At 58.5% G+C, this 11,995-nt stretch carries 8 protein-coding genes and 1 pseudogene; 8 read left to right on the top strand and 1 reads right to left on the bottom strand.

Annotated features, from left to right (window positions below):
- Positions 1-86 precede the first annotated feature (86 nt).
- Positions 87-850, bottom strand: a protein-coding gene (locus tag NKJ35_RS29090; RefSeq protein WP_352651005.1) for an IS5 family transposase whose coding sequence is annotated in 2 segments (ribosomal slippage) — positions 87-511 and positions 511-850 — 765 coding nt in all. Because the reading frame shifts where the segments join, the coding sequence is not laid out codon by codon here.
- 320 nt (positions 851-1,170) lie between these two features.
- On the opposite strand from NKJ35_RS29090, the gene NKJ35_RS29085 reads away from it, so the two are divergent.
- The 8 genes and pseudogenes from NKJ35_RS29085 (at position 1,171) to NKJ35_RS29050 (ending at position 11,993) form a co-directional block, all read left to right on the top strand.
- Entirely contained in the window at positions 1,171-2,757 is a 1,587-nt protein-coding gene (locus tag NKJ35_RS29085; protein WP_352651003.1) for a hypothetical protein, read from the top strand.
- Positions 2,741-3,943 carry a PAN domain-containing protein gene (locus NKJ35_RS29080; RefSeq protein ID WP_352651002.1) on the top strand — a complete coding sequence of 401 codons (1,203 nt, stop codon included), beginning with the start codon at positions 2,741-2,743 and terminating at the stop codon, positions 3,941-3,943. The genes NKJ35_RS29085 and NKJ35_RS29080 overlap by 17 nt, the downstream gene beginning before the upstream one ends.
- 376 nt (positions 3,944-4,319) lie before the next feature.
- On the top strand, positions 4,320-5,351 hold the full coding sequence (locus NKJ35_RS29075) for an IS110 family RNA-guided transposase (protein WP_352651001.1): 1,032 nt from the start codon (positions 4,320-4,322) through the stop codon (positions 5,349-5,351).
- Between the two features lie 421 nt (positions 5,352-5,772).
- Positions 5,773-6,680, top strand: a pseudogene (locus NKJ35_RS29070) (tyrosine-type recombinase/integrase).
- A 2-nt stretch (positions 6,681-6,682) separates the two neighbouring features.
- Entirely contained in the window at positions 6,683-7,876 is a 1,194-nt protein-coding gene (locus NKJ35_RS29065; protein WP_352650999.1) for an IS91 family transposase, read from the top strand.
- 583 nt (positions 7,877-8,459) lie between these two features.
- Positions 8,460-10,337 (top strand): ATP-binding protein, encoded by a 1,878-nt coding sequence (locus NKJ35_RS29060; RefSeq protein ID WP_352650997.1) that lies wholly within the window; start codon positions 8,460-8,462, stop codon positions 10,335-10,337.
- A gap of 264 nt (positions 10,338-10,601) precedes the next feature.
- Entirely contained in the window at positions 10,602-11,123 is a 522-nt protein-coding gene (locus NKJ35_RS29055) for a KwaA family protein (protein WP_352650995.1), read from the top strand.
- Complete coding sequence (locus tag NKJ35_RS29050) at positions 11,124-11,993, top strand: hypothetical protein (RefSeq protein ID WP_352650993.1); 870 nt, start codon at positions 11,124-11,126, stop codon at positions 11,991-11,993.
- The last annotated feature ends 2 nt before the right edge of the window (positions 11,994-11,995 follow it).

The following is an 11,995-nucleotide window of genomic DNA, read 5'->3' as shown; positions in this document are numbered from 1 at the left end:
GTCAAATCCGCCGACCAGATCCTCGCATCGGTCAAGCGTTTCTGCCAGAAGACAATGAACCGAACTTCAGATTCAGGTGACTAGGGTCAGGACTCATTGATCCAGAAGATGAAGGCTGCAGCGAAGGCGATCGCCGACAGGAAGGTGTGAGCACATCGGTCGTATCTGGTGTGGATGCGTCGCCAGTCTTTGAGGCGTGCGAACATGTTCTCGATCCTGTGGCGTTGTCGGTATAGGACAGGATCGTAGCTGTGCTGAACACGATGCTTGGCATGGGGTGGGATGCATGGCGTGATACCGCGCTCGACGAGCGCCTGGCGGAAGGCCGCTGAACTGTAGGCCCGATCGGCGAGCAGGGATTTGGCGGCGGGCAAATCCTCGATCACTGCCGCAGCAGTCTTGTGATCATTGGCCTGCCCTTCGCTCAGATGCAGCAGCCGCGGACGTCCCTTGCCGTCACAGACCACTTGCAGCTTGGTGGTCAGTCCGCCTCGGCTGCGTCCGATACATCGGGATAGAGCCCATTTTTAAGGAGGCTGGCGGCAGTGCGATGCGCTTTGAGATGGGTGGCATCGATCATCAGATTGTCCGTTTCGCCGCCCTGCGCGGCCAGTTCCGCCAGGATGCGGTTGAACACACCCAGCCGACTCCAGCGGATGAAGCGGTTGTAGATGGTCTTGTGCGGACCGTAGTCGGAAGGGACATCTCGCCAGCGAAGACCATTGCGGATCACGAACAGGATGCCACTCAGCACCCGGCGGTCATCTACACGCGGCACACCATGCGACAAAGGAAAATAGGGCTCGATCCGGCGCATCTGCTCCGGCGTCAACATCAGCAAATCACTCAAGGCGGCACCTCCTGCCACCTTGAATCACCCAACAGAGATCAACTCAACAAATTAATGGGTCCTGACCCTAGCTGAAATGTAACGGAGTAAGCGCGCTACGGCCTGTTCGGCTTATCCAACGAAGACCATGCATGGGCGGCGCGGTCTGCTACCCCATGTTTTGACGAGGTATTCTATATCTGAAGGGCAGAAAAAGCTGTTGCGGCAATAGAGACAAGACGCCTTAACTAAGACTTTCAAAATCGTTAGCGTAGTTATTTTTCAGTGTATGCTGATAGGCGATCAAGGCGTGATGTTGCCTGTCGGGGGGGTCGAGTAAAATGCAGACTGTGATGAGTCAAAAGCTGGCAAGCTATGGCCAGTGGACCTACCGTGGTGCCTGGGCCCTAGAGATTGCGGCCGCAGCGATTGGTCTTACGACAGGTGTAGCATTAGGCGTACAAGCGTTTTCTGCAAGCGAGTCTGTCACTGCAATGGATTTGACGCTCGCCAGTGCACCCTTTCTCATGGTGGCAATCGCGGAGCTCACCAAGATACCGATAGCTACACTGCTTTTCAGCGCGTCTTGGCTCTGGAAGCCCGTAATCTTGGTCTTCCTCCTGGTTCTTGCAGGCATCACTTTCGAAACTGTCTTTATGGGGATGGAGAGGGCAGGCGCATTGCGTCAGCTGCGTTATGAGGAGCTCGTAAACAAGATTGATGCCCTTGAGCAGGAAGCGACAAAGCTCGCCTCTGCTGACGAACTTGGTCGAAGAGCCGATCAGGTCGATCAAGCCCGTTCCGAAATTGAGCAGCTGACCTCTCTTGCGGAAAAATCGCGTGCGACCTTTCAGTCGCAAATTGCCGAGGCCAATGCGGAATTGGAGGGAACGACAGCCCTTACTCCAGAGGCCTCGCGTGTTCGCGATCAAGTGGAGGAGAAAAACGCGGTTCGATCGGCGCTGATTCAACAGCGTGATCGCGAAGTTAAAGACGCTGTCGATCAGTTTGAGCGCCAACGCGACAGCTTTGTTGAACGGATCAGTATGGCGCGCGATTCAGGCGACAGCGACTCGGCACGCAGGCTAGAATCGGAAGTGGCTAAACTTGCCAACCCCCGCACGAAAATTATCACCAAGTTCGACACTCAGATTGAGCCGCTCGATCAAGAGATTGCTGCGCTGCGCGAAAATTTCGATCGTTTGCGGGCAAATAGCCCTCCTATGACTACTGACCAGAGGCAGAAGCTTGTCGATAGGCGTTCGTCTCTGGAGCAAACGCGCGATAGTGATGCCGCGGCTTGGCAGCGTCGATTGGATGAAGCGGGCAAACGGCTCGCAGATGCCCAGGCGGCAGAAGCCAACAAGGCAAACACCTCGGCGCAAAACCAGGTCAGACAGGACCAGATTGCCAAAGCCCTCAGCGCCTTGGCCAAGGAGCGGATCCCAATGGCGCGGACAGATCAGGTCCGCCGTATTGCCTCACGGTGGTACGGCAGCAAACCTGAACTGGTGACTGAGGCACAGGCCGGAATAATCTCTGTGATTTGGTTCGGCTCGCTCGCGCTCATCGCCGCGCTCGCGGGACCAATTACGGCAATGGTCGCTCTAGCGCTCCAGCGCATTGCCGCCCGAGAAGAGGACAATTCAGAGAGCAAGACTTCCAGGCTGCTCCGCAGAATGCTTCTGAGTTGGCGTTGGCACCGAATTCGAACGATTAAGGTACCAGTCGAAGTTATGGTCGAGAAAGAGGTTGAGAAGCGGGTTGAGGTGCCTGTGGAAAAGGTGGTCAAAGAGATCCTCTATGTTCCGCTCTTCACCGATGATCCCGAAGTCCTTCGCAAGGCCCTCGACCAGGATTTGCCGCCTGAGGTTTCAGACCTCGTGACGGTATCAATGAAGGGTCGCAAAAGTGCTCGTCCGGCATAACACCACCCTGCTTGAGCAAGCCGTCGATCTCGCCGTCAAAAGGTCAGCGATTCCAACCTTGCAGGCTCAAGCCGCGGCCCAAGAGAAGACAGCCCGAGCGACCGCCTTTCGCCGAATGGCGACTGGCGGAGCCATTGCAGTGGCGGCGGTCGGGATTGGGCTAGGCATCAATCTTGGTCTATGGGACAAAACCTTGCCGGAGCCGGCGGCTTTGCCGACCATAGAGCAGCCAAGCGATCTCACCTCCCCGAAAGACGAGCCGCCTATTCCTGTTCCAACTCCAAAGCCAACTCAGGAGCAGGCGCCCCAGGCTGACGTCCCTACCAAGCCTGACGTGGTGACCGTCGACTTCAACAAGTTCGCCACCAAGAACGTCGAGTTCCAAGGCACCACTTGGGAGTTAATCACAGGTCACCACTTCAAGGATGAGAACGACGAAACCTGGGACCGAGCGTGGTGTTACTCTCGGCGGAGTGTGAACGGCGTAGACGTAAATGTATCATTGGCAGCTCGTTCTGCCCCGACAGCGCCACCAGCCGGGCCTGGCGCTGCTGCTCAGACGCTTCAGTTGGTCGGCCTTAATGATTCATCCGCCGTCGATCTTGCAACAAGATGCGCGTGGCTGGATGGTCGCACATTTGCGTCTTCAGACATCATTCCTGACCGGTCACGAGAGCAGGCCGCAACTGTCCCCGCAGAAACTCCTGCGACAGAGCTCGATCCAGATAGTGGATTTGTTGTCGTGTCCGGGTGGGACGCGATCGGAAACGACCTGCCGGATATGCCAATTAGGAACGTGAGTTCTGAGCAGTGTCAAACCGCCTGCGATACAGACTTCAGGTGTCTAGCGATTACTTATAACACAAAATTTCGAGCTTGTTTCATGAAAGGGGACGCATCGCTACTGGTCAAAAGCGAAGAGTCGATCATGGCCGCAAAGAAAGTGGTCGAGAGCAATTTGCGCTACTCGAATTTGGTGTTCGCCACAAAAACGGAAATTTCTGGCAATGCCTATTGGACCTCTCCGCTCCGATATCCCGACTGCATACTGCAATGTGCAAACGACAAATCCTGCTTAGGGTTCAATTTCCGCAAAAAAGAAAGTGCGTGTGTCCTTTTCAACAGCATAACCCAATCCGCTGATAACGCAGCGGTCGCATCTGGCATCAAGAGCGTCGCCAACTAAAGTTGAAGCAAAGCACCTATCCTCAAGGAGCGATTGAAGCCAAGCCACTTGTCAAAGAAAGTGGCTAGCAAAATTCCACGATAACCTTGGGGTTAGTGGTAAGAATGTCGAATGTTCTTCGACGAAGCTCTAACACAACGCAAAGTGGGGCCAACTGAGGCATCTCAGAGAAAGAATTGTCGTCGGCGCATTGCGGGCACCGTCTGACTGAATGTCAAAAAGGGGCCGGAGAACGAACATGACGTAATCGCGGGAGCGGTGGCCACCTGAGACGTGGCGGCGATGTTCGAACCTCTAGCCGGCTGGCTGTCCCCCGATAGGATGAAGAACGGGCTCACGATCGACACCGGGCCCAGGCATCGAACGGAGGACAGCCATGAAGCAGTATATCGGTCTCGACGTATCCATGAAAGAGACGGCAATATCGATCCGTCAGGACGGCAAAAGGATGTGGCGGGGCAAGTGCGCGTCCGACCCGCAACTGCTCGCGGCGGTGATCCGCAAGCGCGCACCCGATGTCCGGCGGGTGGTATTCGAGACGGGGCCGCTGTCGGTGTGGTTCTACCATGCGCTGACGGCAGAGGGGCTGCCGGTGATCTGCATCGACGCGCGGCATGCCAAGGCCGCGCTTGACATGGCCGCGAACAAGACCGATGCGAACGATGCCGATGGCCTGGCACATCTGGCCGAGGTCGGCTTTTACCGAGAGGTTCGGGTCAAAGGTTTCGACAGCATGCTGATCCGCACGCTTATCACCGCGCGGCGCCAGCTTCTTAAGATGCGTTTGCAGATATCCAACCAAATCCGTGGGTTGATGAAGACGTTCGGCCTCGTCGTGCCCAAGGGCGCCGGCAGCGTGTTCGAGCGCAACGTTCGCAACCTGCTGCAGGGCGAAAAAAAGCTGGCGCGCATCGTTGCGCCAATGCTTCGGGCATGGAGTGATATCCGACAACAGACAGCAGAGCTGAGCAAACAGTTGGCCGCGATGGCGCGTGAGGACCAGCACTGCCGTCTGCTCATGTCAGTGCCCGGTGTAGGCACCGTAACAGCCACCGCCTTTGCCGCAGCCGTCGAGGATCCGGCGAACTTCAGAAACTCGCGCGCCGTGGGCGCATGGGTAGGCCTGACCCCGAGACGCTACCAGTCCGGCGAGGTCGATAATGACGGACATATCTCGCGCCGTGGCGACAATCAGTTGCGCGGACTGTTATACGAGGCGGCCGCGGTCATCCTGAACCGGTCGACGGATACCAGCACCCTGCGAACCTGGGCGTTGGAGCTCAAAGAACGGCTCGGCTTCAAGCGAGCGGCCGTGGCCCTGGCGCGCAAGCTGGCAGTGATCATGCATGCGATGCTCCGGACGGGCGAGCTATTCGATCCGCGCGGAGGAACGCACGCCGCTGCCTGATCTTCAGACGCTCCCTGCGACGATTCCGTCAGGCCATTCAACCAACAGCGTTCTTACAGGACGCACCGAGCCGTCCCTGCCGGGACGTGGCTGAGATCATTCCGCGAAGCGGGAAGCAACTGCCTCGGTAAGCAGATTGCGTAACGAACATAGGAAGATCTCACCTGCGAAACTCATCCTGCGGCGATCATCGCGTCGACCGCGTAGACGACCCTGTACCCGGCATTCGGACGAACGAGAATCGACAGAAAGGACGACGGCCTTGCACTCACCCCCTTGACGGTCGAGCGATTAGACGACCCGCTGCGCGGGATGGGCGCCCGCGGTTGAGGTAGAGATCAAGAACCGGTCGTTGCGCCTGCGTTGAGCGGGGTTCGGCAGGGGCAGAGCATCACAGGCTTCTTCAACAAGGAGCCTGACCATGCCCTATCCTGTTCTTGATGCACCTATCAGTCCACTTCGTCAGCGGCTGATCGACGACATGAACATGCGGCGTTTCTCACAGGAGACGCAGCGCAACTATCTCCGCGACATCGGACGCCTGGCGACGTTCCTCGGGCGTTCACCAGACACAGCGACCACTGACGACCTGCGCCGGTTCCAGATCGAGCAGCAGGACGACGGTGTTCCCGTGCCGACGATGAACAGCATCGTGTCGGCGCTGCGCTTCTTCTTCACGCATACGGTCGATCGTCCGGATCTGGCGCGCAAGCTGTTTGTCTGGCGCGCCCGCGCAAACTGCCGGTGGTGCTGAGCCGCGACGAGGTTGCCCGTCTGCTCAACGCCACCACCTGCCTCAAGCACCAGGCCGCGCTGTCGGTCGCTTATGGCGCGGGCCTGCGCGTGGCGGAGGTGTCGACGCTGAAGGTTGCTGACATCGACAGCGAGCGCATGCTGTTGCGCGTCGAGCGCGGCAAGGGCGGGCGATACCGCAACGCCATGCTGTCGCAAGACCTGCTCTTGTTGCTGCGCCAGTGGTGGAAGGTCGGGCGCCAGCAGGGCGTGATGCATCGCGACGGCTGGCTGTTTCCTGGGCAGCATGCGATGAAGCCCATCAGCACCCGCCAGCTCTATCGGGTGGTCGTCGAGGCAGCGCAGGCGGCCGACATCGCCAAGCGGGTCGGGCCGCACACGCTGCGCCACAGCTTCGCCACCCACCTGCTGGAGGACGGCACCGACATCCGGATCATCCAGGTCCTGCTCGGGCACGCCAAGCTGAACAGCACAGCCTTCTACACCAAGGTTGCAACCCGCACGGTGCGCACCGTCACGAGCCCGCTCGACAAGCTTGGCCTGTTCAAGCCGGAAGAGATCTCACCCGACGGCTGAGCGTGCGCGCCTCGGTCGAGGTCGCCGACATCTTCCGTGCTGCCGGGCCCGCCTACCGGGCCGCCCATACCGGGCACCTGAGCCTCGCCCAGCTCAAGGTCATGTCGGCGATCGAGCACTGCCGCACCGCGGCCCTTGGCGGTCACGTCGAGGCCTGCGAGGACTGCGGCCAGCGGCGCATCGCCTACAACTCCTGCCGCAACCGGCACTGTCCGAAGTGCCAGGGCGCCACGGCGCGGACATGGCTTGCCGAGCGCGAGGCCGACCTGCTGCCGGTCGGCTACTTCCACGTTGTCTTCACGCTGCCCGCCGAGGTCGCCGACATCGCGTTCCAGAACAAGGCGGTGGTCTACGACCTGCTGTTCCGTGCGGCCTCGGAGACGATGCTGACGATCGCGGCGGATCCGAAGCATCTCGGCGCGCGCATCGGCATCACCGCCGTGCTCCACACATGGGGCTCGGCGATGACACACCATCCGCACGTGCACATGATCGTGCCGGGCGGTGGCATCGCGCCGGACGCTAGCCGGTGGATATCGTCGCGTCCGGCCTTCCTGCTGCCGGTGCGCGTGCTCGGCAAGCTGTTCCGCCGCCTGTTCCTCTCCCGGTTGGTCGCGCTGCACGACGCTGGCCGGCTCGCCTTCTTCGGCGCAATTGCTCATTTCGCGGAACGGCGGGCATTCTTGCGCCACCTGTCGCCGGTCCGGAAGAAGCGCTGGGTGGTCTACGCCAAGGCGCCCTTCGCCGGCCCGGAAGCGGTGCTCGCCTACCTGTCGCGCTACACCCACCGGGTCGCGATCTCGAACAGCCGCCTCATCCGCCTCGACGAGAGCGGCGTCACCTTCCGCTACAAGGACTATCGTCGCGAAGGCGCCGACCGGCAGCAGCTCATGACGCTTGGCCCCGACGAGTTCATCCGCCGCTTCCTGCTCCACGTGTTGCCAAAGGGATTCCACCGCATCCGGCATTGCGGCCTGCTTGCCGGCTCTGCTCGCAAGGCCAGCCTCGCGCTTGCGCGTGAACTCCTGAACGTCGCCGCACCGGCCGACGATGACACCACGGACGAACCGGACAACTTCCGCCCGCCATGCCCCTGCTGCGGCGGACGCATGATCGTGATCGAGGTGTTCGAGCGATGGAGGCAGCCGCGCGGACCGCCACACGGTTCCCCGTCGACCGGGAGCAGCACGCCATGACCCGGCATGGAATGGTTCAGCCTTCAGCTGCAGGCACTCAGCCTCCGGCAACGGATCGACGCACGTCTATGGTGATCATCGACACCGACAGAGCCGCGCCCAGCCGCCCACCGTCCCGACAATACCGCGCGGAGGCGCAGCGAAGCGGTCTGTCCGCAGTCACCCCAGAGCTTCCCGACGGCGGTCGCGCCATCGCCGACATCTGCCGAAATCCGAAATCCCCATAGCCATCGCCTGTGGCCCGCGGGTTCCTTCCTCGGGGACTTTCGTACGCCTGCCGGCGCCCGAAACTCTTCACGATAGCGGTCAGGCTGCTTTTGGGGCCAAAGTATCGTGACCTGCCGCTTGGTGCGGCGGCCTGGGCCGCGCGAGCCAAGCCTCATGAAGCTGCAAGGCACCCTCGGTGCCTGTCCCCCCAGCGCCTGCCGCCAGACGAAGGGAGCGACGCCTTCGCGTCGCGCCTCTCTCCCGTGTGGTTGGCATATCGACTCCCTGCGTTAGAGAGTGAAAAGGTGGTCTTCTAAGCCATTGCGGCAATAGCGGCCCACTTGCTTGCCAAGGGCCGCCTCATTAGACAGTCGTTATGGCACGGATTAATCTCAAGAAGTTCATCGCCGAACATTACAAAGGCGGCGTGACGGCGCGGGACGTGATCCGTGAGGGGATCACCAATTCGATCCACGCCGGTGCGAACGAGATTTCTGTCGATCTCTGGTTCGAGAAGCAGTCGGATCTGTTGGGCGATGAGGTGCGCAACGTCCTAGACCGGATCACTGTTTCCGACAATGGCGAGGGGTTCACCCAGGATAATCTCAACTATTTCGATGAGATCTGCACAGGCCACAAGGACGATATCGGTGGTAAGGGTGTCGGCCGCCTCTCCTTTCTGAAATATGCCAACCGCGTCGAGGTTCGCAGCCAACTACCCACACATCTGGTCGAATTCCGTTACACTCCCGACTTTAAGCCGGAAGATGTTAAGCGGACGGCGACTTCGGGAAAGCTAGAGACAACGATAACGATTTCCGAGCTCAGGGAGAAAATCAACACGCAGGTTACCAAGCTCGTCAGTTCGATGTGCGACGACCTGCGTCTATTGCTGTTTCTGAAGAAGCAGGCCGGAAAGACGATCTCGATTACCTTCACCCACAATTCGAAGCAGCCCTTTCCGGATACGTTCGTGTTGTCAGGCGAGAAGATCGAGGCGCTGAAGACTCGGTCGTTCGAGGTCAGCGGCGAGACGTTCGACTGCTATCTGTTCCGCGAGGAGGCCCCGCGCAAGGGGATCGTCGCGATGCTCTGTGCCGACCAGCTATGCGTCGAGGAACATCAGATCAGCAAGCGGTTCGACATCTGCCGCTATCTCATCTCGATCACCTCGACCTATCTGAACCGCAGCTCCAATATCGAGCGCCAGAAGCTCGAAATTCCAAAGACGGCCTCCGACGCCGATCTCGTGTCGCCGATCAGCCGCGACATGCTCATGCCGCGCATCCACGAAGAATGCCTGGCCATGATCAACGAGACGGCGGAAGGCGACATCGATGCGTTCAAGGCCGCCAATATCGAGAAGCTTCAGAAATATTATCCGTTCATCACCGTCGATTCCCTGAACGGAGATGCTGCGATGTTGGACGCTGACGAGATCGTCAAAACCTATCGGGCGCAGCAGGCGCGGCGAGAAGACCAACTCGTGGAAGACATGGTCGAAGGCCGCAAGGTCGACTTCGACGATATCTCTCATCTCGCCAGCGACGATCTGGCCCGCTTCATTGTCCATCGGGCACTAGTCATCGACTCACTAGCCAAGATGCCGCGTGAATCTGCGGAGCATGTCCTTCACGATGCGATCCTGAAAAAACACAGCGATGGCAGTAATATCCGCGAGAACAATGTCTGGCTCGTAGACGACAAATTCCTGTCCTATTCCAGCATCTACAGCGACGAGACCCTAGCGAAGATCGTCCGCGATGTCGGCATCGAGACAGAGTCGAAGCAGCAGCGCAAGCCCGACGTCGCGGCTTTCTTTTCCAAGGATAACGAGGGGCATCCCAACAGGCTAGTCATCATCGAATTCAAGAAGCCCGGCGCCGACATCTTCGACAACAACAAGGCGCTCCTGCAGTGCCGCCTCTATGCCAGCGAGCTCGTCGACCGGATCGAGACGGTGCGGGAAGTGTTCGCCTTCTCGGTCGTCGAGATCGATGACGAATTCTACAAAGACATGAAGCGTACCGGGTTCAAGGACGTGTTCTCGCTAAGCGAACGGGTGGTTTATGACGACTTCGTCATCGGCACAGACGACGATATCCCGCTGCACCTTTATGTAATGCCGGCCGCCTCGCTTATTACCGACGCCAAGGCGCGCAACCGAGTTTTCGAGGAGGTGCTGCGGTTCAACATGGCCCAGGCCTCGACTGCGGTCGTGGTCCCTGCGCCGAATCCTGTGCCAGCCGAATAATGGCGCGGCGGCTTTTAATATCTTCGTTTAGGACGCTGGGTGACTGAGATGGGGCGCAAAGCCGTCGGGCAGCCTTTGGGCCGTAACCTGAATGGCAGCTTCGAGAGCAGATGCCGATAAAAGCTGCCGAGGGGCCTAAAGACGGAACAGGGCAGGCCCGATAGAGGGCCCAACAGCACGAAGCGACCCCTTCGCCTAAAAAAGGCGCTGTGGATTTCTGCAGTCGTATCGTCGCCGAATGCTGCAACGTGATAGAAGAGCTAGATGTTCAATGTTTTTGCTAGACTAGTTTTCACAAGCACAGCCCTCGCCCCGGTCGGGTTGACCTATGCTTGGGTTGCGTGGGTTGAATGCGCGCCCCAGACGGCAAAATTAATCCTGGTGGGTTGCCTAATCCTATGTGTCCTATGCGTCTGGATTCTCTGGAGCGCCAAACGCTCACTGCCCGCATCTGGATTCAAAGCAGCGTCAATCGAGGCTGCGGACCATGAGAACACCGCCTTTCTCCTCCTCTATGTAATGCCGCTATTCACGTCGCAATTCAACACACTAGATTGGAAATTTTGGGTACCAACACTTGTTATCTTCGGCGTTATAACCGCCACTGGATACAACTACCATTTCAACCCCTTGCTGGGCTTGCTTGGGTGGCATTTCTACAAAGTCCAATCTACTGAAGGAGTGACTTTCGTGCTGATAACGAAGAAACATCTTCGTACTGCCGCCACGGAATTGCAGGTAGGCCAGCTCACCGAATACATTCTGCTCGATCTGGGGGAAAAATAAATGACTCAACTCTACGCCGTATGCCGTCCGGCAGAGATAGTCGAAGTCAGGCACATTCAATTGGCCAATCCGCTGCAGGCCCAACTAAACGGGGTGTTCGAAAACCAAGAAGCTCAATTCATGGCCGGTATCGCCAACGAAATTGCCTTCACAGGCGATTGGATTCCAGACAGCGAGGATGTGCTCTTCATCCAAAATCTGCCAGAGGCACAGGCGCTGCTAGCCGCAGCAGACCAGAACGCGGTGGCACTTCCGGTACTCGATGTCGCCAATTTTCAAGGTCAATCCGTCAAGGGCCTATTCGCAGTCCTTGGCAACGGCCCAAATCGGCGCCTCTTGATCCAGAACTTTGGCCCGCAACAGGTGCTGTCTAATCGTTTCGCGGTTTTATATGAGGGCGATGTTTTCCGACGGCTCGTCGAACCGGCATTCTCACTGGATAACAAATTGGTAGCAACCGTCGACGCGACAGGACTGGTCCGCTTCAAGAGTTATTCAATGTTACGGCGTGTCCTCGATATGTCTCCTGTCTTCCGAGAAGCAACCGATCCTGAGCTAGCTGCATTTTGCGGCCACGCCAGCCTCGCCATCGAGGATGCTACGGCGTTCGTAGCCGGAGCTGATGAAGGTATTCGAAAGCACGTTCTTGCAATCACCAAGGCCAACGTTCTTGGGAATCACCCAGTTGGAAATATTCAGGCGCAGGCAGTGGCCATAGGATTTCCAATCTCCGTAAATGCAGGCCGTATCGAGATACCAGCCGACCGAAAAGGCGCAAAGGCTCTATTCAGTTTTTTACTGAATAAGGTCTATCTCGGGCCTATCGACCAACAGCTCTTCATAACCAATTCAAACCGGCCTTTGACGTAACC

Source organism: Mesorhizobium sp. M0136 (assembly GCF_040322515.1).
GTDB lineage: Bacteria > Pseudomonadota > Alphaproteobacteria > Rhizobiales > Rhizobiaceae > Mesorhizobium.
Note: the sequence above shows the minus strand (reverse complement) of the source record. Positions and strands in the feature narration are given on the sequence as shown.

What these genes read in the sequence shown, in the direction of transcription:
- NKJ35_RS29085 (WP_352651003.1), top strand. Translation starts at nt 1,171, where the DNA reads ATGCAGACTGTGATGAGTCAAAAGCTGGCAAGCTATGGCCAGTGGACC.
- NKJ35_RS29055 (WP_352650995.1), top strand. Translation starts at nt 10,602, where the DNA reads ATGTTCAATGTTTTTGCTAGACTAGTTTTCACAAGCACAGCCCTCGCC.
- NKJ35_RS29075 (WP_352651001.1), top strand. Translation starts at nt 4,320, where the DNA reads ATGAAGCAGTATATCGGTCTCGACGTATCCATGAAAGAGACGGCAATA.
- NKJ35_RS29060 (WP_352650997.1), top strand. Translation starts at nt 8,460, where the DNA reads ATGGCACGGATTAATCTCAAGAAGTTCATCGCCGAACATTACAAAGGC.
- NKJ35_RS29050 (WP_352650993.1), top strand. Translation starts at nt 11,124, where the DNA reads ATGACTCAACTCTACGCCGTATGCCGTCCGGCAGAGATAGTCGAAGTC.